Genomic DNA, 25,520 nt, shown 5'->3' on the forward strand with positions numbered 1-25,520 from the left:
CATTCTTTCACCCTCCAGAACACCCTCAACCAACCATTCAGGATCGGGCGGAGGAGTTCTAGGTCGGACCGACTTCCTCGCACCATCCGCTCCTTCTTCTCCCGCACGCACGAAAGAGGCAAAGTAATTGGGGTCAGCGTCTTTGGGCGTCCATTCTGGTCTAGTCTTTTCTGAGGTCATTCGTTGTCCGCAGACTATACAGATTTACACAGATTTTTAAGCTTGGTTTTTCAATCAGACGGATAACCCAAACAGACACGTTATCCGCCAAATCTTGCCGTTTCGATCTAAATCGGGACGAAGCCAGTTCATCGACTCAGTAATCTCTGGACCTAATCACTTTTCCCATCCGCAGATTTCGCTGATTTTCGCAGATTGAAAACCAATCTTTTTGTCTGAAGACTGGAAGCACCGAAATTGATTAGGAGGCCACGGGTTAGGCCAGTTGACTTCAAATAATTGATTACTTGTGCCTCTTCACTTCCGCCAATCTCACGAAGCGCCTTTAATTCAACGATCACTGTTCCATAACAGACGAAATCCGCCTGATACTCCGCTATAATCTCTCCTCGATAAGAAATCGGCAAACGCGACTCACGGGTAAATGGAACGCCAAGGAAATCGAACTCTTTCGCGAGTGCCTTCTGATAGACTGCTTCCAAAAACCCATGACCTAACTCTCGATGAACTGCCATTGCAGCCCCAATGATAGCGTAGGTCTCGTCATCCCTTTTCTCCAAATCTGCGCTCATCTGCGTAATCCGCGGATCTTACTCAGCGTCCACCTCCGAACTCAGCAGACCTATTCCTCCATCAACAAATCAAGGATCTTGTTCGCAGTGTCCGGAATCACTGAACCGGGACCAAAGATCGCTGCGGCACCATGCTCATAGAGAAACTCGTAGTCCTGGACGGGAATCACTCCACCACAAACGACCAACATATCGGGACGACCGAGCTTCTCGAGTTCGCTCTTAAGAGCGGGGAGAAGTGTCTTATGACCAGCCGCCAGCGAGCTCATGGCGACAATGTGACAGTCGTTTTCCACAGCTTGCCGAGCCGTCTCCTCCGGTGTCTGGAAAAGGGGTCCAATATCCACGTCGAATCCCAGATCAGCATAACCTGAAGAAACTACCTTGGCTCCCCGGTCGTGTCCGTCCTGTCCCATCTTAGCCACCATAATCCGGGGACGCCGACCTTCCGCCTGGGAGAACGCCTTGATTTTTCTCGTTACTTCATCCACCTGCTCACTCTTTCCGAACTCGCGTCCATAGACTCCCGAAACTGAGCGAATCTGCGCCCGATAGCGACCAAAGTGTTCTTCCATCGCGTCTGAAATTTCTCCGAGCGAAGCCCTTTTCCGAGCGGCATCGACCGCCAGTTCCAAGAGATTCCCTTTCCCTGTTCCTGAAGCCTCAGCAATTGCGCCTAAGGCTTCGCGAACCGCAGTTTCATCCCGTTCGGTCCGCAACTTCTCTAAACGCTTAATTTGCGACTCCCGGACGGCGGTGTTGTCGATATCAAGGATATCGAGAGGATCCTCCTTTTCGAGTCGGTATTTATTGAGCCCGACGATAGTCTCTTTCCCCGAGTCAATCCGGGCTTGCCGCCTTGCTGCCGCCTCTTCGATTCGCAATTTCGGAACACCTTCCTCGATGGCTTTTGTCATCCCACCAAGAGATTCGCACTCCTCAATGTGAGCCCAAGCCTTGTGCATCAGCTCATGAGTCAACGCTTCCACATAGTAGGAACCTCCCCAAGGATCGATCACCGAGCAAATCCCCGTCTCCTCTTGAAGGTAGAGCTGGGTGTTTCTGGCGATACGCGCCGAAAAATCAGTCGGAAGGGCAATTGCCTCGTCGAGTGCGTTAGTATGAAGCGACTGGGTGTGGCCTGTCGCCGAGGCCATCGCTTCAATACAAGTGCGTACCACATTGTTGAATGGATCCTGCTCCGTGAGGGACCATCCGCTGGTCTGAGAGTGGGTGCGGAGAGCAAGGCTCTTCGGATTCTTTGGGCCAAAGCGATTCACGATCTTTGCCCAGAGCATGCGGGCAGCCCTCATCTTAGCGACCTCCATGAAAAAGTCCTTTCCGATCGCCCAGAAGAACGACAACCGCGGTGCAAACGCATCCACAGAGAGACCCGCTTCAGTGCCAGTCCGTAGATACTCCAGACCATCGGCTAAGGTGTAGCCCATTTCGAGGTCAGCGGTCGCACCCGCTTCCTGCATGTGATAACCGGAAATCGAGATACTGTTGAACTTGGGCATATTCTTGGAGGTATACTCAAAAATATCGCCAATGATCCTCATCGAGGGTTTGGGCGGATAGATATAGGTGTTCCGCACCATAAACTCCTTCAAAATATCGTTTTGGATCGTGCCCGAGAGTTGAGCAAGGTCGCACCCCTGCTCCAATCCTGCAACGATGTAGAAAGCAAGAATCGGGATGACCGCTCCGTTCATGGTCATCGAAACCGAAACTTGATCGAGGGGAATGTTCGCAAACAACACCTCCATATCGAGAATCGAATCAATCGCGACTCCAGCCTTACCCACGTCGCTGACCACCCTTTCGTGATCACTGTCATACCCGCGGTGTGTCGCAAGATCGAAGGCAACCGAGAGACCTTTCTGACCCGCTGCAAGGTTTCGCCGGTAAAACGCATTCGATTCCTCCGCAGTGGAGAAACCAGCGTACTGCCGAACCGTCCAAGGACGCGTCACATACATCGTAGCGTAGGGACCACGCAAATACGGAGGAAGTCCAGCCGTGAAGTCAAGGTGTTCAAACCCTTCCATGTCAGCTTCCGTATAGAGAGGGTTAACCGGAAATCCCTCCAGGGTATCCGACACCCACTCCGAAACAGGACGCCCAGTCTTCTCTTTGACGGATTGCTCCCACTCTCCCCTCGTTGCAGAAAGTGGAGGGGGTTTCAGATCGATTTTTGTGAAATCTGGGTTCTTCATCGATTTTTCGTTTCAGCAATTCAAGGTCACACCGGCTTTTTCAAGAAGCTCTCGATTGAGCAGGAAATTGTCGCTCTTCACCCAGAGAAACTCGTCCATTCCTGACTTTCGAAAAACCTCCTCATTCTCCCCCGGATGTCCGGCGAGGACCACGGTGACTTCCGGGCTACTGGCCTTAATGCTTTCGGCAAACGCGCTAAACAACTCACCGTATTGGTCATCCGTTCCGCAGACGACAGCCACTTTGGCACCGGATTCCGTCAACGCTGCAACTGCCGATTCCGGAGAGTCAAAGCCTTCTGGATAGATCACCGAGAATCCTCCCGAGCTAAAAAAGCCACGAGTAAAATCCGCCCGTATTTTGTGCTTCCGAAGAGGCCCAAGGTTAACGAGAAACAGTTCGGGCGGCTTTCCGGTTTCTTCTTCGAAACGGAAGGCACTCTTCCGCAACCGCTCGAAATCCTCCGCCAATCTCTCGTGCGGTAAGGCAGCAACTCTTTCCTTTTCATCGGTTTCCGGAAAAAATGCTTTCCGAAACTGACCAACAGAGGCCCCCTTCTTCGCCGCCTCCAGCAAGCTCTGCAAATCCATTCCTTCCCATTCAGGCGGATCTTTGTCGCCCATAGCAGCAACCGCTCGATCCTTCTCAGCCTCATAGTCGGGCAAACGCGCCTCGATCAACTCTTCCGCCGGATTTGCATACACATTGGTTCCTATGAGCGAAAATCGACGCTGATTGAGCCGCTTACTCTGCTCTGCACGAGATCGCGCACAGACTTCGGCAACTTTTCCACCACGGAAAGCATCGACGATGCCGCCTGCCGATTCGATCTCCTGAAAACGTTTCCAAGCCTCGTTGACCAACTCGTTCGTCAATGACTCTAGATACCAAGAGCCTCCCGCCGGATCGACAACCCGGTTCAACTCGCATTCTTCCCCAAGGATGGTGTGCGTGTTGCGTGAGATTCTTCGCGAGAATGCATCAGACTCCCGAACACATTCGTCAAATGCCCCTATCGTTAGTCCTTCTAAACCTCCCAGAACCCCGGAGAACGATTCTGTCGTTGTCCGCAGCATGTTGACGTAAGGATCAAACACGGTCTTGTTGAATCTGCCGGTTCGCCCAATCGCCCTCATCGGAGAAGGTGAGGCAATTGAAAAAGATTCCTGAACCTGTGCCCACGCGATCCTCGCTGCGCGGATCTTGGCGATCTCCATGAAAAAGTTACTTCCCAGAGCAAAGGTGAAAACCATTCTCCCGGCAACCGCACCCGGCTCCAATCCCCTTTTGCTCAACTGTCGAAGGTATTCAACACCCTCTGCCAAAACGAGCGCCAGCTCATCCACCGCCGATCCCCCTGCAACGTGAAAAGGTATTCCCGAACAACCGATCAGACCGAACTGTGGCAATGAATCAGCAAGAAGGTCCCACGCGACTTTGACTTGATCCATGAGCACATCATACGCACCCGGCAACGATCCGGCTCCCACCCAGTGTCCAATCGGATCCGAGTGAAACCCACCACGAATTTGGGAGAGGTTGGTCCCGTAATTCTCAACCCATATCCGCAAGAACGAAGCCAGTGGGACCATCGCACAACCAGGGCGAACGTGAATGGCCACCGCCTCTGGAACGAGTCCTTTCAAAGCAGCCTCTAAACCCTTGTACCGAGCCAAAGAAAGGCCGCAGCCACCGACGTCCCCGATTGAGGCCTCTCTGGGATCCAGGCAAAGTGATGTCGCCAGATCAGGGGAAACGACCACCCCCGTCTGGCCGGATGCCAAGCCCTCCATCAGTTGCCGATTGAACTCCACTGGGTCGCCAACAGTAATCTCTTGCAGCGAATCCCACGAAGCGGCCAAATAGCCCTCTGCCTTAGCACCCCGCGGACTCCCAACCTGTCCGGGGTAAGTCCCCACGTAAGGCAATCCTTCGGTTGAATCCTTTCGATAAATCGGGTTCAGAGTAATCCCCTCCACCGTTTTCGTGTGCATCTTCTTGTCGAAAGGTGCTCCCTTCAGAAGACCCTCGGCGGCGCTCTTCCAATCGTCGTAAGACGGCTTGGGAAACTCGTCCAAAAGGGTTTCTGATGATGACATTTTACTATCGTATTCGCTCATGAATCTCTGTGGGGAAAATCACCGCCCACGCATCTTTGTCCCACTTGACCAATTCTCAGTCAATTAAATAAATTTATGTTCATTTCCATTTGACTTTAATTTTTCTTATCGATGTAAGGGAGGAAAGACCAAAATCATGATACAAAAAATCGATCATTTAGGAATCGCGGTCAGGAGCCTTGACGAAACGATTCCCTACTATGAGAAAGCCCTCGGACTGCACTGCCACGGTACTGAAGAAGTGGAATCGCAGGGGGTAAAGACAGCATTTTTTGAGGCGGGAGACGTTCATCTCGAACTATTGGAGCCAACAAGTGAAGACAGCCCTATCGCCAAGTTTCTGGAAAAGAACGGCGAGGGAATCCACCACATTGCTTTTGCCACTGATGATATCACAGGACAGCTCGATCAGGCATCCGGACAGGGAATCCGTCTTATTCACGAAGTTCCTTTTGAGGGGGCTGCCAATAAAATGGTTGCATTCCTTCATCCAAAGAGTACCCACGGCGTGCTGACTGAATTTTGTAGTCCCAAAGAGTGACTCACTAGACACAATACCGTTACACGCGAAAACGGGTGTCGCCAAAACCGAACTTCACCCCTCAAAATTGATTTTGCAGCATGGCTATTGATCCTAGACTTCTCGAAGACCTCAAAGCTCGCCGGGAAACCGCAAAGAAAGCTGGTGGCGAGGCGAAACTTGAGAAACGCAAAGCGAGAGGACTTCTCTCCGCCCGTGAGCGACTTGAAGAATTTTTTGATCCGGGGACGTTCCAGGAGTTTGGCATGCACGCCGCTCATCAATGCACGAACTTTGGAATGGAAAAGACGGTGCTGCCTGCTGACGGAGTGGTGACAGGAATCGGCAGTGTCGACGGACGATCGGTTGCTGCTTTCAGTCAAGATTTCACGGTTGGAGGGGGAGCGCTTGGCGCGATTCATGCCAAAAAGATCTGCGAAGTCATGGACTTTGCCCACGAGAACGGGATCCCGATCGTTGGAGTCAATGATTCCGGGGGAGCCCGAATCCAGGAAGGCGTCGATGCACTTTCGGGATATGGAAAAGTCTTCTTCAAAAACGTATACCTCTCGGGGGTGGTTCCCCAAATCGCCGTAATTTCAGGGCCTTGTGCGGGTGGAGCCGCTTACTCCCCCGCTTTGATGGACTTCCTCATCATGACCCGGGCAAACGCAAACATGTTCATTTGTGGCCCCGGCGTCATCCAATCAGCCACCGGTGAGAAGGCCTCACTCGAGCAGTTTGCAACCGCCGACGCCCATGCCGCCGTAAGCGGCAACATCCACCTCATCGCGGAAGATGACATTCACGCAATGAACTTGGCAGCTGAACTCCTTTCCTATTTGCCTGCCAACAACCTTCAGGATCCTCCGCACAACCTCACTGAGGACCTGACCACGGCGAAGGATGAGGGAATGAACGAGCTCATTCCCGAGAACCCAAAAACTCCCTTTGATGTATTCGAGGTGATCGAGCGCCTTGTCGATGACGGGGAGTTCTTCGAGATCATGCCAGACTTTGCCAGAAGCCTGGTCACTTGTTTCGCACGGATCGACGGCATGATCATAGGAATTATTGCAAACCAACCGAAAGTAATGGCTGGAACTCTGGACATTGACTCCTCGGACAAAGGAGCCCGTTTCATTCGAGCCTGCAATATTTACAACATACCGCTGGTCAATCTGGTAGACGTGCCTGGATTTATGCCCGGCCTTGCCCAGGAGCGCGGTGGAATCATTCGCCATGGAGCCAAGATGTTGTTTGCCTACGCAGCATCCACAGTTCCAAAAATAACGGTAATCATGCGGAAAGCTTACGGTGGTGCCTATCTGGCGATGTGTAGCTCCGACTTGGGTGCCGACCAAGTCTTTGCCTGGCCGACAGCAGAAATCGCGGTCATGGGCGCCGAGGGCGCGGTCAAGGTTCTCTACCGCAAGGAGCTGGAGAAATCGGAGGATCCTAAAGGCCGCGAGGAGGAGCTCCGGAAGGAATACCGCGATAAGTTTGCCTCACCCTACCAAGCAGCAGAGAAAGCGATGATTACGGATGTGATCGAACCCTCGGAAACGAAATCCGTAGTTTCGCGGGCACTGAGGAACACGATGAACAAGCGTGACACACGGCCACCAAAGAAACACGGTAACATACCACTCTAGAATTTGAATTTCTGAGCTCTATGAACGTCTTTCCCAGTCTTCCAATCGCTGCTATGGCCGATTCTCCCGAAGCACTGAACCTCCTGTTTACCGGCTTTTCGTTCGTCGTAGTCGTTCTCGCTCTTCTAGCACTTCTCACTTTTGTCGGGGGAAAGTTTTTTGCGAAGCGGGCGGCCGTTTCGGTTTTGGCGGTTCCGAACGCACCGCGGGCTGCAGATTTAATTAAACAAAAGGAAGCAGTCGAAGGTCAGGTAGCTGCTGTAGTGACCGCTGCTGTTTACCTGGCCTTACAGGACCATCACTTTCGGGTTCATTCGATCCGCCCGACCCAACCCGGTGGTTGGGCGCAGGAGGGGCGCCGCCAACTCTTCTCCTCTCATAGGGTTCGATAAAGAACCAACGCAAAGAATTCATATCGATCATGACCATGAAGAAGCTTAGAGTTACCGTCGACGGGAAGAGCTACGACGTTGAAGTCGAGATTCTCGACGAGGGCGGATCACAACCAGTTCGAACCTCTTATTCACCCGCAAGAGCAAGTGCTTCCGCAGCCCCAGCCGCAGCTCCGAGTGCAGGAGCGTCAAAAAGCGCGGCCGGGGAAGGCGAAGTCCCAAGTCCTCTTTCGGCGGTTGTTGTCTCGGTAGAAGTAAAGGAAGGAGATAGCGTCCAGGAGGGAGATCAATTGCTCACTCTTGAGGCTATGAAAATGAACACTTTGGTTACCGCTCCGAAGTCCGGAACCGTCGAGTCAATTTTGGTCGGTCCCGGCGACGCAGTCGAGGAGGGTCAGGGCTTAATCAAGCTTTCCTAAAACCCTCTTCTTCCAAGCCTGCAAAAGCTTTCCAGAATTTGATGGATTCATTCCTGAAATTGTTATCTGAAACCGGGTTCACTCAGCTCAACTGGCATATGTTTCTGATGTGGGTGATCATCGGAGCCATATTCTATCTTGCGATCGCTAAAAAGTTTGAGCCGCTTCTTCTCATTCCGATTGGTTTCGGGGCGCTTTTAGTGAATCTGCCGGACACGGGCCTTCTTAACTCGCCGGTGTATGCAGACGATGGTTCTCTGGAAACAGCCGGGGGCCTCCTCTATTACTTTTACGAGGGTATTCACATTGAGCTGTTTCCTCCTTTGATCTTCCTGGGAGTGGGAGCCCTTACGGATTTTGGGCCCCTTATCGCAAATCCAAAGACTCTCCTTCTTGGAGCTGCGGCTCAATTCGGGATCTTCGCAACTTTCTTCGGGGCTGTTTATTTTGGATTCGATATGGCAGCCGCGGCATCCATCGGAATAATCGGTGGCGCAGATGGGCCCACATCGATCTTTCTAACCAGCAAACTTGCCCCAGACCTGTTGGGCGCGGTAGCTGTCGCCGCTTATAGCTACATGGCTCTTGTGCCGGTAATCCAGCCCCCAATCATGAGACTGCTCACAACGGAGTCAGAACGAAAAATCCGCATGGTGCGTCTACGTCCAGTAGGGAAGCTGGAGAAGATCGTCTTCGCACTCGTCGTATCTGTCCTTTGCATACTTCTCGTTCCCAGCTCAGCCCCGCTCATCGGAATGCTAATGCTGGGTAATTTTCTTCGGGAATCTGGCGTAACCGAACGCCTCGTAAAAGCCTGCCAAAACGAGATTATCAATATTGTCACGATCTTCCTCGGGCTCGCCGTAGGAACAAAGATGAGTTACGACATGTTTCTCGAGCCAAGCACCCTCAAAATCATGCTCCTGGGGATCATCGCTTTTGTAATCGCTACGGGCTCAGGGGTAATTATGGCAAAAGTCATGAATCTGTTCCTAAAGAAGGATAAGATTAACCCGCTAATTGGATCGGCAGGTGTAAGTGCGGTCCCGATGGCTGCGAGGGTCTCCCAATTGGAAGGACAAAAAGCTGATCCAGGTAACTTTCTCCTCATGCATGCGATGGGTCCAAACGTGGCGGGAGTGATTGGGTCCGCACTAGCAGCCGGTTTCTTCCTTACCCTCTTGGGAGGATAACCCATTCAGTGTATCCCTCTGAATTCCCGCCCTTGGAGACACGCTCGATTTGATCGAAATGAAAAGATACTTACTCAACCACTTACGCCATAGGAGAATCAATCGAGACTCGTTTAAGGGAGATCGTCTGTAGAACAATGCCAATCAAAGAAATAACTGCCGAAGAGGCGGCCAGTCTTATCAAACACGGAGACACCGTTGGGTTTAGTGGTTTTACGCCGGCAGGAGCGGTCAAGGAAATCCCCCGGGCGATCGCCGAAAAGGCAAAGAGAGAACACTCCAATGGCCAACCGTTTCAAATCGGTGTTGTGACAGGAGCATCTACCGGAGATTCTCTCGACGGTAGTCTGGCGCTCGCGAAAGCAGTTTCTTTTCGGACTCCTTATCAGTCGAACAAGGACTTGCGCAAAGCGATCAACGAAGGTGAAGCGCACTTCTTTGACATGCACCTCTCCATGCTACCCCAAAGCGTCCGCTACGGTTTCATGGGACGTTTCGCCATGGCAGTGGTCGAAGCCTGCGATGTCTCGGAGGATGGTCACATCGTTCTCTCAACATCTGTCGGAGCCTCGCCGACCTTTTGCCACTGCGCTGATCGGATTCTCATCGAATTGAACGAGTTTCACCCGAAGAGTCTCCGTGGTTTTCATGATATCTATGAGCCGGAAGATCCACCCCATCGCCGGGAAATTCCCATTTATTCGTGCTCGGAACGCATCGGGTCTGACACCATTAAGGTCGATCCGTCGAAAATAGCTGGGATCGTCCGGACGAGGTTGCCTGACGAAGTCGGGACCTTCAAGGATCCGGACGAAATCACTAATAAAATAGGCGAGAATGTCGCAGACTTTCTCGCTGGTGAGTTGAAACGTGGGGCAATCCCCAAGGATTTCCTCCCCATCCAGAGCGGGGTTGGTAATATCGCCAACTCTGTGCTCGGTGCTATGGGAAGAAATCCTGATATCCCCTCCTTTGAGATGTATTCCGAGGTTATCCAAGACTCGGTGGTGCAACTGATGGAAGACGAGCATGTTCACTTCGGCAGCGCGACCTCATTGACCTTGAGTCAGCCTGTTCTAGCGAAGGTATATGATAACCTAGATTTCTTTCGGTCACGCATTCTCCTTCGTCCGCAAGAAATTTCCAACCATCCGGAAATTGTTCGCCGGCTCGGTATTATATCCATCAATACCGCAATCGAGACCGATATCTTTGGAAACGTGAACAGCACCCATGTCATGGGCAACAACCTCATGAACGGTATCGGCGGATCGGGTGACTTTACCAGAAACGCCTACTTGTCTGTCTTTACCTGTCCTTCAATGGCGAAGGGAGGTAAGATCAGCACCATCGTTCCTTTGGTCAGCCACATGGATCACAGTGAGCATTCCGTTCAGGTGATCATTACCGAACGTGGAGTCGCCGACTTGCGAGGCAAGGATCCGCTCGAACGAGCCCGCCTTATTGTTGAGAACTGCGCTCATCCGGAATATCAGGATCTCCTACGCGGGTATTTCGCTAGCGTGAAGAACGGCCATACCCCGCAGACGCTCAGCTGCGCATTTTCCATGCACCAAGAGTTTCTTGAGACGGGAGACATGCGAAAAGTGGAGTGGTCTCTGCCAATTTAGTCACCTCGGATCTCCTTCGAAATCCATCGCCGAAATCTTAGCCCCGAAAAGACGACGGAGTTTAAAGCGTAGTCCCGATTTTTGAAAATCGGGATTTCCCCCACTGTGGGAATCTGTTTTCTTTCCCCAGTGTCATTCTTCAGTGAGCCCCTTTCATTCGAATTTGTACAACGTGCAATCTGGACAGCTGGGGTAATTGGATTTACCAATGGATTTCTAAGCGGTTTCGTTGTCCTCCGCAGGTCTGCATTGATGATGGGTGCCCTTTCCCACTCTCTGTTGCCGGGAATTGCGGTAGCTGTTCTTCTCTTGGGCCTCACTACTGCTACCGCTTTTGTTGGTGCACTTGTTTCGGCTCTAATCGTAGGTCTAGTCGCACTCTTCATCGCAAAAACCTCGAGGATCGATAGCCATACAGCACTTGCGGTCCTGTACACCGCGGCCTTTGCAGGTGGGCTTTTGATCATCGATTGGATCTCTACTCCCACAGAGTTGGAGCACTGGCTCTTCGGTAACATTCTCGCTCTCTCTGACGAAGACCTGTTTCTTTCCCTGGCAGCTTCCGGTCTGATTCTATTGACGCTCGCAGCATTCTCACGGCCTCTCCTACTGTTTCTTTTCGAGCCAACTATTGCGCAGAGCCAGGGAGTTCCTGTTCGTTTTCTTGGCTATCTGCTCACAGGTTTGGTTATCCTTGGACTAGTGGTATCTATTCAGGCAGTTGGCTGTATCCTCTCGGTTGCGATGCTTGTGGCTCCGGCAGCTGCAATGCTACAGTTTGCCAAGAGTCCGTTCGCACTGGTCTGGGGTGGAGCGTTGCTTGGCTCTACGATCTCCATCGCTGCCGTTTTTGTATCCTATTGGCTAGACCTGAGAGTCGGTGCAGTAATCGTCCTTATGCTTGGAGGGACTGTCTTCGTTGCCTACCTCACCGGAATCCGAAACGGGGCCGTTCGGTTTCTTCTAAATCGACCCCGATCCAAGCAAAGCTAAACAAAGAGGTAAGCATTCCATGGGAAGAAATTCGGTCAAAAAACTTCGAAAACCACCGCGCTACAATCGGGGAACTGCTATCGTTCACCTTCTTGACGAAGCCGACCTGATGAGATTGGTAGAGTCGGCAGACAATCCTCTACTTCTTGTTCTTGAAGGGGTGCAGGATCCTCACAACCTTGGCGCTTGCCTAAGGACCGCCTCGGGTGCAGGCGTGACCTCGGTAGTTGCTCCGATCAAAGGCGCATGTGGCATAACGGATACGGTCAGAGATATTTCCTGTGGAGGAACAGAGGATGTCCCATTTCTTCAGGTGAGGAATCTCAGTCAGACTCTCCGGAAGTTCCAAGATTTAGGCATCTGCCTTGTCGCTACCGCCGACGAGGCCGAGGAATCTCTCTACGAAGTTGACCTGCGTGGACCCACCGCACTGATCTTGGGAAGCGAGGGTTGGGGTGTTCGCCGAAAGACAGCAGAAAATGCCGACCATCGTGTCAACATTCCGATGATGGGAAGCGTTGATTGCCTCAACGTTTCCGTTTCAACTGGCGTTTGCCTTTATGAGGCAGTGCGCCAAAGGCAACAGTAACACCAACCAAAGACTTGCTATGGAATCATCAGACACCCGTGAAAAATCGGTTCTTTGCTTCGGCGACTCCCTTACCTGGGGCTACAACCCCGTCTCGGGGGAACGTCATCCGAGGCACCAGCGATGGCCATTTGTAGCCGAAAGCCACCTTGGATCCGGCTATCATCTAATTGAAGAAGCCTTGAACGGGCGGACGACCGTGGTCGATGATCCGTACCGGGATTTTCGCTCGGGCAAGTCGGTTCTCCCGATGCTGCTCGAGAGTCATTCGCCAATCGACCTAGTGGTCATTTTCCTCGGGGTGAATGACTTTAAGTTTCGGAGTAGCCAAACGAGCCGGGAAGTAGCGTTGGGCATTCTTTCGCTCTACAATACTGTGGTTACCAGCCGTGCCGGACCAGACCAGACATCTCCTGAATGTTTGATCGTCTCACCACCCCTGATCCCAGAACCACACGGGATGATGAACACCCTCTTTAGAAATGGGCTGGATGAAGTTCCAAAACTATTTGCGGAGCTGGAGATGGCCAGTGAGACGTTTCCGTTGCATCTACTAGATGCTGCGCAGATCGTTAAACCTAGTGTTCCGGATGGTATTCACCTTTCCACCGAAGAAACGGAAAAGCTCGGTATCGCAATTGGAACGAGAATTGGCGAATTGATCTAAAAGCACTCAATCTCGGGTAACCGACGTCGTTCAAAATTCTCAATTCCCGGCAACCTCCTGCTACCCGTGACAACTCTTGTTGAAAGAGCTCACCAGTGGCTAATACCCGCTTTCGGCCGCGGCGGCCTTCTGGTTGATGCCACTTGCGGGAATGGCAAAGACACTCTTTTTCTTTGCCGCTTCGCGAAAAATGGTGATCGGGTAATTGGTCTCGACAAACAGGAACTGGCGATCCATCGGACAAGGTCATTGCTGGAGGAGAATGGTTACCGAGCTGACCTCTTCCAGACGAATCATACGGAAGTGGGCAAAATCCTCAAAACGATCGACAGTTCCTTGATTGCGGCAGCCATATTTAATTTGGGCTACCTCCCCAGAGGCGACCACTCGATAGTCACGGAGCCGTCCTCCACCCTCACTGCCATTAAAGCCCTCCTTGAACAGGCGTCACCGGTCTTCCGACTATCGGTCGTTGCCTACCGCGGTCATCCCGGAGGCATTGAAGAAGAAGAGGTGGTTAGAAGATTCTTCGAGGAACTATCTGGTGCAGGATTTTCAGTAGAAACCGAATCTGGAAGCGAATCTCCTACCGCACCTGTGTTCTTTGGATTGAGAAGATCAGCCCACATTGACAGGTGCTGAATATTTTTTCCAACGCGATACGTGATCAAGAGGTCTTCCTGGCCGAGGCTATCAGATGACCGCCACTGTCGAGACCCGGATAGGGATATCACTCAACAGGCCTTCAAAAAGACCTGCAACAATCCCGAACCAGAACTTCCCCCCCTTTTGGCCTGCTCCCTTGATTAGCAGACATAAAATATAGGCAAGGCACCCGCGAATAGCACCATTTCAGGAATGAATCGGGAAAATTGTGTAGCATCTCGCCGTGAGGCGGATGATTACGATTTCATCGGTTTCCTTGGGTCATCGGCCTCACCCGGCCTTCGCCAAGGTTTCTGCGGGCAGGTCGACCGGTTCTCGGAGCACCCACTGGGCACCGGCTCGTGCGATTCAGATCGCCCAAGCCTTAGGAATTGCGGCTAACCAGACGGCGACGCAAAGACACAAAGCTGATAGCAACCATGCCTAACAGGACCCCGAAAGAATCCGGTTCGGGAACAATCTGGATGTTAAACGGATCTGTCGTAGTGGGGTCGGGATTGGTAGGAACACCCACATACGTTCCTAGAGGAAAGTCCCAAATCCCTGCGACGATCGAACCTTCTTTGGTATCAAAAGTAAGAGTAGCAGGCACGCCTCGGTCAGTTGTCTCCGTCGCCTTAAAAACCAAATCTTTGGTCGAAATATCGAAGAGATCAAAATTGTCAAATCTGGCACCACCAGCTGTTCCTTCCAATGCGAAATCGTCGTTCAGCTCTTTAAACAACTCGTCCAATTCAGCACGCAAGGCCGGAGAAGGAGCGAACTCCCATGAATACTCATATCCGGGCGTGCCTGTTGAATCGAACAAACCAGGTCCAGCATCTGCCCCTTTGATGAAATACTCACCGGTAACATTGTTGTAAATAAGGTCAATAATCCCATATGACTGATTGGATGCAAACGCAGCAATTGCAACTGCGGCGAAAAGTGGAAGACGAAGTTGTTTTGTGAATATTGTTCCCATTCCGCAACCGGAGAAAAGTTCCGCTGTTGTCGTTGTCAACATAAATTTATAAGAGATCGACTCTTTTAGAGGTACTTTTTGCTACGCCAGCCGATCCGAACCTCCGAACCGTAAATAATTTGCACAGGGCAAAAAAACCAGTGTTCTTGAGCCGGACATCTAATTCTGGATCCGGGGTCTTCTCGTGTGCATTCCGCCTAATTTTAATATTACGGACCATCCTGTTTTAGTAGACATTCCAGTGTAAGCAGAAACCGTCATGGGCCAAGACTTTACCAACTTGCTAAGAGAACAGAAGAGCCAAATCACCCACGAATTGAAGGTCCTTTCATAACCGCTTGGATTCTAACCGCATTCGATACTGAGAACCCTTCTTGGCTTAGGTTTAAAGAGTTACAGCGCATTTTGAAAGCCGGATGGGCCATCGCTCCCTCGCAAACACCTACGTCTACTTAGAATCAGACTTTACCAAGTCAGACCAACCCGCAAGAAAAAAAGGGCCCAGAATCGAATTGGAGGACAAACCCCTTCAGCTGCGGCTAGCGCGGCGACGAACCAAAGACGCAAAGGACACCGCAGCGACACCCAAAAGCACTCCAAAAGAGCTAGGTTCGGGTACGATCGTTAAAGTAAAAGGATCCGTCGTAGTATTGTTTGGAAGGACAGGTTGGCCTACAAAAGTTCCGAACGCAAAGTCCCAAATGCCCGCTAATATAGCCCCGGTTTGCTCGTTTAAAATTAGGGGCGCAGGGTCGAGATCCCTTTGGGACGAACCCGCAGCTTGAAACGTCAGGGATTTCGTGGCGATATCCACCAGATTCAAACTATTAAACACCGTTCCACCAGCGGTTCCCAAAATAGCATCCGCGTCGTTCAACTCTTTGAACAGCTCATCCACTTCAGCTCGCCAAACCGCACCAGGACCAAATTCCCAAGTGTATTCGTATCCACCAGTTTGGAAGTCCCCAGGTCCCGCATCGCTACCTTCCACGACATACGCGCCAGTGGTGTTATTGTAGGTAATGTTGATACCGGCATTTACTTGGGTGGAAGCAAACACAATGGTAAAAACCACGGCGAAGGCAGAGAGTTGTAGCTGCATTGTTAAATTCTTTCCCATATCGCCGAAGAGCCAGACCTACCCATTTTTGTTGTCAACATAAATTTCTTAAAGGGGCGCACTCTAAATATGGTATTTTTACTTACTCTCAAATGTGGTGAAATTAGAAGAGGGATCGGTTTAAGGTAGGAAAACAACTCTACCCACTTTACTATACCCTCACTCTAAATCCTAGATCCGAAGTCTTTTCGTTTCTGTTCCTTCAAAATCCAAGAAACTATTCTGTGTTAGTCTGTATCCCATGTAGGCCAAAAACGCCATGGACAACGATTCTCCAACCTAACTGCGAGAACAGAAGATCCAACTCAACCACAAATTGACGTATAACGAAAATGTGTTTTTAGACCCCCAGTTTTTTCCACACCAAGCGATTGCGCACCCGACTGAATGGAAAAGACAAAGCATCGACTAGACTAAGTCTACGAACAGAAAGACTCATCTGAGTTTCTACCGGTACATCAGCGCAACACAGACAATCGTCCGCTTCGCTCGCAGACTGATCAACTCGATAGACAACCAGATTCCCAAAGTCAGAATGCAATCGGTGTGACTCGAGGCGAGTTTTTGTGCACAAAACTCGCTTAAACACCGAGGTAGTGAAGAGAAACCCTTCGAATTCGCTATTGATATATAGGTTAACAGAAACCTCTCTCTGGAACTTTCTCCATGCCCAAAGAACCTTAGGAGTCGGTCACTGTCCGTTGAATGGACGATCATTTTGAGATTGAGAAAACGATCAAATCCGACCAGCTTTATACCTGTTACCCAGCACGATCATTTCGAGCAATTTGACCAGATCCGGCATATCTATATCACGTTGGCTCGTTGGTGCTATCGCTCGATGCCTTGTTTTTAGCAGCACGGCACTTGCTTCTGAAGAGTTCATAGAGGCGACCCAGTGGCGGACGATTCAGCAACGGGAAATTCTTTTTTTTCTGCCTGAAGCGTGGAAAGTCGAAACGGATGTTCTAGACAGTGGTTTTGAGGGCATCTCTCCAGTAACGAGTAAAGATGACCCTTTTCAGGAGAGGATCGAAGTCGATGTCGTTGAGGATCGAGACGGTCGCTCTCTGACCGAGTTTGCCACGGAGGAAATCGTTGGTCTGGCAAGCCGCCTGTCAAACTTAACGATTATCACTAGCGGTCCAGTCGAACACGGAGAGCATATCGGTCTTGGGGTTGAAGCCTCGTACACTTCGTCGTGGGGAGAAATGTTCGTTGAGATCTTCTTTTTAAAAACGGAAGGGCGGTTTTATGAATTTACCGTCAAGGGTCAGGCGCAGGATTTAGATAGATTTCGACCAATCTTTGACAAAATGTTGGCATCGATGAGACCCATACCGGCGATCTTTGATCAAGTTTACGTCAATCAAAAATTTCTCATCCAGTTCCCGTCCAATTGGGAGATCAGAGAAGGTCTTCCCGGAACAGTCGTAGCGGGCGTGAGTCCTCGGAATGGAAGAGACGATGAATTCCGGGAGAGAGTAACTGTCGCATACGAGCGGCTTAGAGAGGGAATGACTTTCGAAATATACGCGTCAAAGATGTTTGGAGTTCTTCTTGAACGCCTCCCCGGCTCACAAGAGATCTCTCGACGCAATGTGATGTTTGGAAACACGAAAGGTCTCGCCCTCGAGCTATCTCACAAGATCCAGCGGATCCGCACTACTCTAGAAGTCCTAATCGTTCCTGACGGAAGACAAGTATTTGTCTTTAATTGTGCGGGACGAGATCCCGACTACACGAGTTTCAAACCAATCTTTAGTCGGATTCTGAATAGCTTTGCATCGACAACCCCGCCTCCTACGCTTTTCGAAGACCCATGACGAGTCTGTTGCGAACTTCCCTCCTGTTTTTCCTTCCGGTTTTCGGGGGCCTAATCCTCTACCAGTACTACATTTCCGACCAGCCAACCGTTGAGGAGCAGAAAGTTCTTCTAAAGGAGACTCACGCCGACCTGTTGAACAGAGCAAAGGAATCAGCTGAAACCTGGTTGCTGGAGGGAGAAAACGGAGAAAACCGAATGCCTGCAAATCTCGAGTCAGAAGGTCTCATTCTGGCGGAGGTGATTCAGGAGACGCAGCCTGTAGTTTCCGCTCTCTCCTCTACCCTTTTTGAAAATGTATGGTCTTTGTACCCGGAAACAATTCGGGTCCCGGCCCATATCTCGAAATTTCGCTTTAGTATTGGCTCTGGTCCAGACATCAACGAGACCATGGCCATTTTATTGGAAGAGACAATTTACTACCCGAATGGAGACCCAGCCCGGTTAAATGTATTTCTTCGTTGGGATGCCTCGTTTAACTATGACTAGTTCTTATCCGTTTGTGAAACTTGGAATTCTCCCTCTCTCTTTTGCCGTGTTTTTAGTGCCGAGCTTTTCGGCCGAAACAACTGATCCCGTCTCTGAAAGCATGACGGGATTTGAAGAAGCGATTCGTTTGCAAACTCAGCTTTCAGACGAGAAGCGCGATTGGAATCGGCAACGGGATATTCTCACCGCGGAGATAAAAATGCTTGAGGCACAGTTGGAGGAGTCTTTGGAACGGGTTCGCTCGATCGAAGCTGAGAGAACGTCAATTCAAGAGCAAAGACAGGAGCTCGTCGAAGACCTCGCGACTGAACGTAAGACGGCGGCTCACCTACAGTCGGTTATGGATTCGACGGAGGACCAGTTTAGGAGTTTGTTGACCGCCCTCCCTCCGTGGTTCAATGGATCTACACCAAGAATAGACGTAGATTCAGAGACGATTGATCCCGTGGAATTGTTTAGGGCCCTTCGATCCATCCAAATTGAAAATGAGCGAATTTCGGTCAGCTCGGGCGAAGTTTCTCCCGTCGATTCAAACTTGGACTACCGGGTGGATTTACTCTCTTTCGGTCTGGGTGGAGCTTTTTTCTCGTCCGCCGATGGAAGTTTTGGAGGTAGATATGTCTTTGATGGAGAAATGTGGCAGGTAGAAGACATCAGCCAATTTGCCGGAGAGATTCGATCAGCGATCCTCCAAACGAATGGTTTAGTTGCCCCTGAGATCCTTTTATTACCAGTCTCAGTTAGCGGAAATCCATGATCAGCAGAAAGGAAATATGGTTCTCCATTTTCATTGCTTGTTTGCTCGGGGCTTTCTCTGCATCCGGTGATCCACTCGCAGAAATAAGTGAGCAGGGTCGCGCTCAGGCCAGGGAAGCGCTATCCGAGTTGCGCGAATTCCGACTCAGCGTAGAACAAGAAGCGCTTCCACTCGAGACCCGCGTTCGCGAGCTCCGGGAGCAACTCGATGAGGCTCAAAGACGTCTTGAGCAGTTTCGCGAAGCAGCAGACTCCAGCGCAATCGCCCTGAGTGAACTTCAGGATGAGAAAGAGAAGCTTTCTCTGCGAAGACAAACGATCGAATCCCTTCTCGATGAGATCATCGGCTCACATGCCGTAGCCCCGCGTTATGGAGAACGTGAAATTATCAAAAGCCTATGGAAAGAATGGACTTCGACCAGAGGAACGGCTGACCAACTACTACTCGCGGAACCTATCCTTGTCCAAGTGCTTTCAGATCTGAGCAGCGAGGTAGGAGGCAACATCTCTTCGCTCACTGTATTCCTGCCAACGGGTCAAAAAATAGGAGGTATTGGTCTTTCACTCGGTCCACTTCTCTACTTCGCCGCTCAGGGAGTGAATGTAGGTATGGTAGACAGTTCAGATCCAGTGCTCCCGACTTTGCGACCTTCAGTCGGAAAAGAAGAAGACTTGATTCGAAACACATTGGCCGACCGATCAGGTATTTTGCCGATCGACCCAACTGGAGGAGTAGCACTGGCTCTCCGCGACAGTCAGTCTGGCTTGACTGGCGAGATTCGGCAGGCCGGAATCTGGATTTATCCCATCCTCATCGCCGCAATTGTAGCTCTTGTTGTCGTACTCTTGAAATGGACTATGATCGCCCGGACCCAGATGGCATTTCGTAGAGGGATCCCACTTGGGTTAAGGTTTCAGGCAAATCCTGGGAAGGACACCCTCCGGAAGTTGCTGAAAGACCAGCCAGAACAACTGCGGAGCTTTTGGGAAACACTCTATTCTTCCGGCGGGATCGACCCGGATTCACGAGAAGACCTTCTCTTCGCAAGGTTGATTGAAGTCCGCCTGAGGCTTACCAAAGGCCTTGCCGCTCTGTCCGTTATTGCAGCAACTACACCGCTTCTCGGCCTCCTCGGAACGGTTACTGGAATGATTGCGACGTTTCAACAGATCACTCTTTTCGGTCAGGGCGACCCTCGCAGTCTGTCCGGCGGAATTTCCGAAGCCCTCCTCACTACAAAATACGGGCTGATCGTCGCTATTCCAACCTTCCTGATCTACGCCTACCTGTCGCGCAAAGCCCATGGAACAGTCTCGGACCTAGAGAATTTTGCCCGGGCCGCTGAGAGTCCGGAACAAGGATGAGTCAACTGCTGAAAGAATCTTGGACGATCTGGAAGGCAGGTGGCTTTCTCATGGTGCCTCTGGCGATCATAGCATTTGCCGTTCTCTACGCGGAAATCAGGCTCTACCTACAGATCCGCTTCTACCAACCCGAAAGTTCTGTTTCTGTGACAGGCCCACGCTCGATTTCTACAGTTTTCGAGACTCTCCGCGAATCGATCCTTCAGCCGATCGACCGGAAAGTTCGCTACTACTCCGTTTTGGTTGGCGTCTGTCCGCTCCTTGGCCTTCTAGGCACGGTTGTCGGGATGACTACGACTTTTACGGGAATGGCGCAGCCTGGAACTACCAACCTTTCCCAAGAGGTAGCCAATGGAATCTCCGAGGCTCTCGTTACCACTCAAGCGGGTCTACTGGTCGCGATTCCGGGTCTGATTCTTATCTCTCTCTTGAAACGAAGTCGTGACCGAATTGCTCTCCGTTTCTTTGCTTTGGAAGCCGAACAACTTCAGTCAACCGAGAACGGGTGTCCAAATCAGTTGAAGTTGCACACAATGTAGAATGAAATTACGCAAGACCACGACAACCCCGAGCCACATTGGAGCTACTGATGAATCCATCAACGTGTCACCATTGATCGACGTCGTGTTCATCCTCCTCATTTTCTTTATCGTAACGACAGTTTTCGTTCAGGAGACTGGTATTCAGGTAGAACGACCCCAAGCTGCGAGTGCGTCAGAGCTTTCGCGTGAGGCGATTCTTATCGCAGTAGACCGTGAGGGCAGGATCTACTACGGCGGTAATCCAATCGAGCTTCAGGCCGTGCGACCAGTCGTCAAAAGACTACTTCAAGGAGACGTCCGTCCCGTAATTATCCAGGCGGACCGTGCAACCGCTACAGAAGATCTCGTCGCGGTTATTGACGAGATCAATCTGGCCGGCGCAGCCACAATCAATATCGCAACGACTGCAACCGGTGGATAGACCTACACAATCAGGACAACGACTGGTCCCGGCGATCATAGCCGCTATCTTAACTTTTGCTCTCTTTCTCCTTCTCCCGCTCTCACGGTTTCTCTCTCCCCTGCCGGAACAGGAGGTCTGGACCGTTCGGGAGATCAACCGCATTGAAGTACCTCCTCCGCCTCCCCCAAAACTTTCTCAAACCGAACCAACGCCTGGTCAACAAGTTCAATCTCCTAATCTTCAGCCTCTACCCAGTAGAGTCACTCTAGACGCCCTCCCAATCACCCTTTCGGTCAATCCCGACCCAGACTTAACAACTGTCCCCTCCTTCGTTGATTTGTCAGAGAGTTTCGACGCTGGAGAAGAGATCCGACGTTTTACTTTTGAGGATCTTGACGGCGGACCCGTCGCTCTGAGTGTTCCACCCGTCTCTATACCGCTGCGACTGGCTAGAAGCGGTTTTGGCCGAGGTCGAGTTGTCTTCTCAATCAGGATTCTTACGGACGGGTCCGTCGAGATTCTCGATGTCGTAGAGAGTTCTCATCCCGATCTCATTGAACCCGCGAGAAGGTCAGCGAGAAGAGCCAGGTTCGAAACTCCGAAAATCAACGGAGAACCGGTTGAAGTAGAAGGTCATTGGCCCTTGGTCATCGACGCCACAAGAAGATAATAACCACCCGCCTTCTCTGTAGAAACGAATGATTTTCCGCGCCAGCACAATCGAACTAGTGAGTAATCGGACCAGCCTGCCTGCCAAACGGTTTTTCCTGTTTCACCGAAAAACGAGAGCTTTGCCTCACAGAGAGAACTCATTCGTCGTCTCGCCGGCGTCTCAAGGATCATCATTTCAGCAACACTTTTCAATTTCTGCACGAATGCCGAAGCGAATCTATTTCGGTTTCTTACTCTTTTTGCTTTCTGCCCTTCCAACATTGGGATTTGAACTCGAACCTGTGGAATTCTCCTGGGACAACCCTGACTTTCAGAATAGTTTTATTGGCACCTACGGTTTCAACAGCGACATCGAACCTCGACTATCAACGGCAGACCAAGCCTTTCTGCGAAACACTATCCTTCCCCTTATTGAAACTGATCCTGCAGTGGCGCGGGAGCGCGTAAATGAACGTCTCACCCAAACTTCTTCTCCCGTGCTGTACTTCGTGCAAGGCAACGTTCTCTTACAACTCGGAGAAACGGAAGAAGCCGCATTCTATTTGAAAAGAGCTCTGTCCCTCTTTCCAAGCTTTCGCCGAGCTTACCGGTCACTTGCGCTCCTGCAGCTTCAGGAAGACAACTTTCAAGACTCAATTCCTCTCTGGATCAAAGTGATCGAACTCGGTGGAGGAGACGGTCAGAGCTACGGTTTGCTTGGCTACGCCTACCTGCAGGAAGAGAATTGGATAGCAGCAGCGAGGGCTCTGGAGAATGCGTTAGTCTTCCGGCCGGAGAGTCGTGATATTCGAAGAGGTATTGTTCATGCCTTCACTCAATCGGGCAGACCAGAGCAAGCAAGTGAACTGGTCATCGAACTACTGAACGAAAATCCCGAAGAGCCACAACTATGGAGGCTTTTGGCCAACCTGCGGCTTGCAGAAGACGATCTTTCCGGAACTGCGGCTGCCCTCGAGGTCAGCACGCGGTTTCCAACAAAGCAGCCGGACTCCCTGCTTTTACTAGGGACCATATACGCCAGTTTAGGACTTCCTCAAAAGGCGCTCGATGCCTATGAAAGGTTACTCGAAGTCCCAAAAGCCGACCTATCCTTCGAAACTGCCATGAAGCCGCTGAGGACCCTGATGACTCAAAGATTGTGGGACGAGAGTCTTCGATATGCAGCACTCCTCCGAACCTCTTTTGGTAGGGATCTTGATTCGGACCAATCCAATCTGGTCAATGCGGCGATTGTTACTGCATCTCTATACACAAACCCATCAGAGGAGGTCGCAGAGACTGCGGAATCCTATGCAGAAGTGTTCCCATTGGACGGGCTTCTACACCTGTCCCTTGGCGAGTATTTCACGAATCAGGAAAACCTAGGAATGGCCATACTCTTTCTGCGAAGAGCTGCGGCGACCGATGAACACCAATATGAGGCGAAGCTGCGCCTAGCCAACTTATTCGTATCCGAAGAACGCTACGAGGAGGCGATCACTACTTTGCGAGAGTTACAGCAGATCCAGTTCGATAGTCGGGTAGCCGCCTTTCTCTCCAGGATCGAAAATCTCGAAAACTCCGAACGACTAACGGTTGGACCCTAGGGGAACCCACTCAAGACCCATTCGGGAAGTTATCGTAGTGTCGTTCGCAAAGACCGATGACCCGCAACAACAGACGGTTACTCATGGCTCCGAAATCATCCGCCTCCGAGGCGGATGCAACTCCCTCATAGGGATAGACACCTTACCTCAGCGCGGTTTCACCTTTGGACCGGCTCTTCCAAATTATCGGTTCGATAAGACCGACATCGAAGGGTTTTGTGGCGATCCGAAACTAGTGCGAGTTCTGCCCTACTCCTAAAGTCTTGCACCCTACCAAGCTTTGCATTCGCATCGGCCTGTGCAAGCAGAGAGGGTTCAGCTTACCGCACGGGAAACTGCGGGTAGTTTTGTTCGCACTTCTCTGAATTTGAGGGGCACACAGGATGAAAATGGAAGCGTTTTCCATTGGGTGATCATTGCACTGATCGGCTTTTATTTCGTAGCCGGATCGTGGCTGTTTGGGGGAGTAGTTCTTTGGACCCGACTCATCCTCTTTTGGATGGCGGTTGTCATATTTCTTCTCGCAGTTGCTCCGGTAAAGGATCGGCGGACTCGAGATGGCGCATTAAACCGTTCCAGAAAGGCTTTCGTTACCCTACTCCGATTTCCTGTGTTTTGGATTGGCCTGCTCTTGTTTGGATATGTTGGGCTCCAGTGGTCCAACCCAGCTTGGACTTACACTGAAATAGGCGGTAGGTGGTGGATCTCCAATGTGGGTCTTAAACCGAACTTGGATTGGCCGACATCAGTTTATGCGCCAATTGAAAGAGGAAACCCCGGAAGCTTCCTTTTGCGATTTGTAGGAGTGTGGTTGGTCATTTGCGCAGGCTGGATCGTGATACGCCGTAGGAAAGAGCTGCTCACGGTTCTAATCATATTTGCCGTCAACTCCTTTCTCGTTGCACTCGTAGCCGTCATTCAGGCTATCGACCTTCCGAGTAAAGTGCTCTGGGTCTACCCTTGGCCCAGACCTGACTTTGCAGGACCGTTCTTCTATCGAAACCATGGAGGCGCTTTTTTTTACTTAGCAGCAGCCATTTCATTTGGCCTCGCACTCTATTTTCAGCGGAAATGGGAACCCTCCCAAACGAGAAGCTCTCCAACGATAGTGTTCGCAGTCTTTGGTCTAATGAACAGCGGCGCCGTAGCGGCTTCCGGATCGAGGGCTGGATGGGTTTTCGGAACCGCTATACTCCTTTGTTACGCCGTACTTTCGACCGGAATCTGGCTGCGGAGAAGCCAGTGGCGGACAAGTTCATTTAGCGGCATAATAGTTGGTTTATTGGTTTCAATACTGATCGTTTCCATCGTGGCAGCCCAGAACCAGGAAACATTGGAACGACACTTCCGCCGGTTGCTAAATGTTCCTGCCGAGTTGGAGTATTCAGGAAGAACGATCGGAAATGACGCCTCGATAGTGATGTTTCAAGACGTTCCTATCTTCGGCTACGGTGCAGACTCTTACGGACATGTCTTTAGCCTGTACATCGATCAGTTTCCTGAACTGGTCCGCCAGAACAGACGAACGGGTGGAATCAGAACGAGCTGGGTCCAAGCACACAACGACCCGTTGCAGATGGCAGTGGAACTGGGAATCGTTGGTGCCTCAATCATCAGCTTATTTCTTCTTTATTACCTCGTCATGTTTCTCGCCAAAATTAGTTGGTTTCGAGAAGAGACGATTCTTTGGAGTGTTGCTGTGCTTGTTCTATTTCTCCACTCCTTCGCCGATCTGATTTTCCAAAGTACGATATTGCTGGCGCTGTTCGCTCTGCTCCCCGCTACTGTGCTTTTAAGCCTAAGGTTCGAAAAACAAGAACAGGTATCCTTACAGGGTCCAAAGTCTTCTACCGGGAAACTGACGCCGAGAACCCCTTAGTCGATCGCTAGATTTATTCCACCACTTCGGTAGCAAAAGTACTTGGAACAAACAGTCTCTCGATCAAACAGTCGTGGGATAAAGTGTAGTCTGTATAGACCC

General features: G+C 51.0%; 25 protein-coding genes. 19 read left to right on the plus strand and 6 right to left on the minus strand.

Annotated elements, in window-relative coordinates; genetic code table 11:
• The 4 genes from AAGJ81_08620 to AAGJ81_08635 all read right to left on the minus strand — a co-directional run.
• Positions 1–180, minus strand: a 180-nt coding sequence (locus tag AAGJ81_08620) for a methylmalonyl Co-A mutase-associated GTPase MeaB (protein ID MEM0966194.1), incomplete at its 3' end; no start/stop codon positions are given.
• A 152-nt stretch (positions 181–332) separates the two neighbouring features.
• On the minus strand, positions 333–752 hold the full coding sequence (locus tag AAGJ81_08625) for a GxxExxY protein (protein MEM0966195.1): 420 nt from the start codon (positions 750–752) through the stop codon (positions 333–335).
• A 50-nt stretch (positions 753–802) separates the two neighbouring features.
• Positions 803–2,971 (minus strand): methylmalonyl-CoA mutase, encoded by a 2,169-nt coding sequence (scpA, locus tag AAGJ81_08630; GenBank protein MEM0966196.1) that lies wholly within the window; start codon positions 2,969–2,971, stop codon positions 803–805.
• 12 nt (positions 2,972–2,983) lie between these two features.
• The gene (locus tag AAGJ81_08635) at positions 2,984–5,071 is read right to left on the minus strand and encodes a methylmalonyl-CoA mutase family protein (protein MEM0966197.1); all 2,088 of its coding nucleotides are present in this window, start codon (positions 5,069–5,071) and stop codon (positions 2,984–2,986) included.
• Positions 5,072–5,228: 157 nt separating this feature from the next.
• On the opposite strand from AAGJ81_08635, the gene mce reads away from it, so the two are divergent.
• The 10 genes from mce (at position 5,229) to AAGJ81_08685 (ending at position 13,793) form a co-directional block, all read left to right on the plus strand.
• Entirely contained in the window at positions 5,229–5,633 is a 405-nt protein-coding gene (gene mce / locus AAGJ81_08640) for a methylmalonyl-CoA epimerase (protein ID MEM0966198.1), read from the plus strand.
• 80 nt (positions 5,634–5,713) lie between these two features.
• Positions 5,714–7,267: an acyl-CoA carboxylase subunit beta gene (locus tag AAGJ81_08645; protein ID MEM0966199.1), complete on the plus strand. Its 1,554-nt coding sequence runs from the start codon at positions 5,714–5,716 to the stop codon at positions 7,265–7,267.
• A gap of 20 nt (positions 7,268–7,287) precedes the next feature.
• Positions 7,288–7,659, plus strand: a complete 372-nt coding sequence (locus AAGJ81_08650) for an OadG family transporter subunit (protein ID MEM0966200.1) — start codon at positions 7,288–7,290, stop codon at positions 7,657–7,659.
• A gap of 35 nt (positions 7,660–7,694) precedes the next feature.
• Complete coding sequence (locus AAGJ81_08655; protein ID MEM0966201.1) at positions 7,695–8,078, plus strand: biotin/lipoyl-containing protein; 384 nt, start codon at positions 7,695–7,697, stop codon at positions 8,076–8,078.
• 41 nt (positions 8,079–8,119) lie between these two features.
• Positions 8,120–9,271: a sodium ion-translocating decarboxylase subunit beta gene (locus AAGJ81_08660; protein ID MEM0966202.1), complete on the plus strand. Its 1,152-nt coding sequence runs from the start codon at positions 8,120–8,122 to the stop codon at positions 9,269–9,271.
• 137 nt (positions 9,272–9,408) lie between these two features.
• Positions 9,409–10,902 carry an acetyl-CoA hydrolase/transferase family protein gene (locus AAGJ81_08665; protein ID MEM0966203.1) on the plus strand — a complete coding sequence of 498 codons (1,494 nt, stop codon included), beginning with the start codon at positions 9,409–9,411 and terminating at the stop codon, positions 10,900–10,902.
• Between the two features lie 129 nt (positions 10,903–11,031).
• Positions 11,032–11,895 (plus strand): metal ABC transporter permease, encoded by an 864-nt coding sequence (locus AAGJ81_08670; GenBank protein ID MEM0966204.1) that lies wholly within the window; start codon positions 11,032–11,034, stop codon positions 11,893–11,895.
• 19 nt (positions 11,896–11,914) lie between these two features.
• On the plus strand, positions 11,915–12,484 hold the full coding sequence (gene rlmB / locus AAGJ81_08675) for a 23S rRNA (guanosine(2251)-2'-O)-methyltransferase RlmB (GenBank protein MEM0966205.1): 570 nt from the start codon (positions 11,915–11,917) through the stop codon (positions 12,482–12,484).
• 19 nt (positions 12,485–12,503) lie between these two features.
• Positions 12,504–13,151: a GDSL-type esterase/lipase family protein gene (locus tag AAGJ81_08680; protein MEM0966206.1), complete on the plus strand. Its 648-nt coding sequence runs from the start codon at positions 12,504–12,506 to the stop codon at positions 13,149–13,151.
• Between the two features lie 66 nt (positions 13,152–13,217).
• Positions 13,218–13,793 carry a class I SAM-dependent methyltransferase gene (locus AAGJ81_08685; GenBank protein MEM0966207.1) on the plus strand — a complete coding sequence of 192 codons (576 nt, stop codon included), beginning with the start codon at positions 13,218–13,220 and terminating at the stop codon, positions 13,791–13,793.
• A gap of 388 nt (positions 13,794–14,181) precedes the next feature.
• Here AAGJ81_08685 and AAGJ81_08690 read toward each other — a convergent pair whose 3' ends face one another.
• Complete coding sequence (locus AAGJ81_08690) at positions 14,182–14,823, minus strand: hypothetical protein (GenBank protein ID MEM0966208.1); 642 nt, start codon at positions 14,821–14,823, stop codon at positions 14,182–14,184.
• Between the two features lie 487 nt (positions 14,824–15,310).
• Positions 15,311–15,883: a PEP-CTERM sorting domain-containing protein gene (locus tag AAGJ81_08695; protein ID MEM0966209.1), complete on the minus strand. Its 573-nt coding sequence runs from the start codon at positions 15,881–15,883 to the stop codon at positions 15,311–15,313.
• A gap of 806 nt (positions 15,884–16,689) precedes the next feature.
• On the opposite strand from AAGJ81_08695, the gene AAGJ81_08700 reads away from it, so the two are divergent.
• The 9 genes from AAGJ81_08700 (at position 16,690) to AAGJ81_08740 (ending at position 25,418) form a co-directional block, all read left to right on the plus strand.
• On the plus strand, positions 16,690–17,727 hold the full coding sequence (locus AAGJ81_08700) for a hypothetical protein (GenBank protein MEM0966210.1): 1,038 nt from the start codon (positions 16,690–16,692) through the stop codon (positions 17,725–17,727).
• A complete protein-coding gene (locus AAGJ81_08705) occupies positions 17,724–18,215 on the plus strand; it encodes a hypothetical protein (GenBank protein MEM0966211.1) in 492 nt (163 codons plus the stop codon). The genes AAGJ81_08700 and AAGJ81_08705 overlap by 4 nt, the downstream gene beginning before the upstream one ends.
• Positions 18,208–18,972 (plus strand): DUF3450 family protein, encoded by a 765-nt coding sequence (locus tag AAGJ81_08710; GenBank protein MEM0966212.1) that lies wholly within the window; start codon positions 18,208–18,210, stop codon positions 18,970–18,972. Before AAGJ81_08705 ends, AAGJ81_08710 begins: the two co-directional genes overlap by 8 nt.
• Positions 18,969–20,336 (plus strand): MotA/TolQ/ExbB proton channel family protein, encoded by a 1,368-nt coding sequence (locus tag AAGJ81_08715; protein MEM0966213.1) that lies wholly within the window; start codon positions 18,969–18,971, stop codon positions 20,334–20,336. Before AAGJ81_08710 ends, AAGJ81_08715 begins: the two co-directional genes overlap by 4 nt.
• Positions 20,333–20,875 (plus strand): MotA/TolQ/ExbB proton channel family protein, encoded by a 543-nt coding sequence (locus AAGJ81_08720; protein ID MEM0966214.1) that lies wholly within the window; start codon positions 20,333–20,335, stop codon positions 20,873–20,875. Before AAGJ81_08715 ends, AAGJ81_08720 begins: the two co-directional genes overlap by 4 nt.
• 1 nt (position 20,876) lies before the next feature.
• Complete coding sequence (locus AAGJ81_08725; protein ID MEM0966215.1) at positions 20,877–21,299, plus strand: biopolymer transporter ExbD; 423 nt, start codon at positions 20,877–20,879, stop codon at positions 21,297–21,299.
• Positions 21,292–21,951 (plus strand): energy transducer TonB, encoded by a 660-nt coding sequence (locus AAGJ81_08730; GenBank protein MEM0966216.1) that lies wholly within the window; start codon positions 21,292–21,294, stop codon positions 21,949–21,951. Before AAGJ81_08725 ends, AAGJ81_08730 begins: the two co-directional genes overlap by 8 nt.
• A gap of 205 nt (positions 21,952–22,156) precedes the next feature.
• Positions 22,157–23,539 carry a tetratricopeptide repeat protein gene (locus AAGJ81_08735; protein MEM0966217.1) on the plus strand — a complete coding sequence of 461 codons (1,383 nt, stop codon included), beginning with the start codon at positions 22,157–22,159 and terminating at the stop codon, positions 23,537–23,539.
• Positions 23,540–23,837: 298 nt separating this feature from the next.
• A complete protein-coding gene (locus AAGJ81_08740) occupies positions 23,838–25,418 on the plus strand; it encodes an O-antigen ligase family protein (protein ID MEM0966218.1) in 1,581 nt (526 codons plus the stop codon).
• The last annotated feature ends 102 nt before the right edge of the window (positions 25,419–25,520 follow it).

Source organism: Verrucomicrobiota bacterium (genome assembly GCA_038744685.1).
Taxonomy (GTDB): domain Bacteria; phylum Verrucomicrobiota; class Verrucomicrobiia; order Opitutales; family Puniceicoccaceae; genus Puniceicoccus.

Coding starts and splice junctions, on each gene's coding strand:
- AAGJ81_08625 (MEM0966195.1), bottom strand. CDS start 752: ATGAGCGCAGATTTGGAGAAAAGGGATGACGAGACCTACGCTATCATT.
- scpA (MEM0966196.1), bottom strand. CDS start 2,971: ATGAAGAACCCAGATTTCACAAAAATCGATCTGAAACCCCCTCCACTT.
- AAGJ81_08635 (MEM0966197.1), bottom strand. CDS start 5,071: ATGTCATCATCAGAAACCCTTTTGGACGAGTTTCCCAAGCCGTCTTAC.
- mce (MEM0966198.1), top strand. CDS start 5,229: ATGATACAAAAAATCGATCATTTAGGAATCGCGGTCAGGAGCCTTGAC.
- AAGJ81_08645 (MEM0966199.1), top strand. CDS start 5,714: ATGGCTATTGATCCTAGACTTCTCGAAGACCTCAAAGCTCGCCGGGAA.
- AAGJ81_08650 (MEM0966200.1), top strand. CDS start 7,288: ATGAACGTCTTTCCCAGTCTTCCAATCGCTGCTATGGCCGATTCTCCC.
- AAGJ81_08655 (MEM0966201.1), top strand. CDS start 7,695: ATGAAGAAGCTTAGAGTTACCGTCGACGGGAAGAGCTACGACGTTGAA.
- AAGJ81_08660 (MEM0966202.1), top strand. CDS start 8,120: ATGGATTCATTCCTGAAATTGTTATCTGAAACCGGGTTCACTCAGCTC.
- AAGJ81_08665 (MEM0966203.1), top strand. CDS start 9,409: ATGCCAATCAAAGAAATAACTGCCGAAGAGGCGGCCAGTCTTATCAAA.
- rlmB (MEM0966205.1), top strand. CDS start 11,915: ATGGGAAGAAATTCGGTCAAAAAACTTCGAAAACCACCGCGCTACAAT.
- AAGJ81_08680 (MEM0966206.1), top strand. CDS start 12,504: ATGGAATCATCAGACACCCGTGAAAAATCGGTTCTTTGCTTCGGCGAC.
- AAGJ81_08690 (MEM0966208.1), bottom strand. CDS start 14,823: ATGTTGACAACGACAACAGCGGAACTTTTCTCCGGTTGCGGAATGGGA.
- AAGJ81_08695 (MEM0966209.1), bottom strand. CDS start 15,883: ATGCAGCTACAACTCTCTGCCTTCGCCGTGGTTTTTACCATTGTGTTT.
- AAGJ81_08705 (MEM0966211.1), top strand. CDS start 17,724: ATGACGAGTCTGTTGCGAACTTCCCTCCTGTTTTTCCTTCCGGTTTTC.
- AAGJ81_08710 (MEM0966212.1), top strand. CDS start 18,208: ATGACTAGTTCTTATCCGTTTGTGAAACTTGGAATTCTCCCTCTCTCT.
- AAGJ81_08715 (MEM0966213.1), top strand. CDS start 18,969: ATGATCAGCAGAAAGGAAATATGGTTCTCCATTTTCATTGCTTGTTTG.
- AAGJ81_08720 (MEM0966214.1), top strand. CDS start 20,333: ATGAGTCAACTGCTGAAAGAATCTTGGACGATCTGGAAGGCAGGTGGC.
- AAGJ81_08725 (MEM0966215.1), top strand. CDS start 20,877: ATGAAATTACGCAAGACCACGACAACCCCGAGCCACATTGGAGCTACT.
- AAGJ81_08735 (MEM0966217.1), top strand. CDS start 22,157: ATGCCGAAGCGAATCTATTTCGGTTTCTTACTCTTTTTGCTTTCTGCC.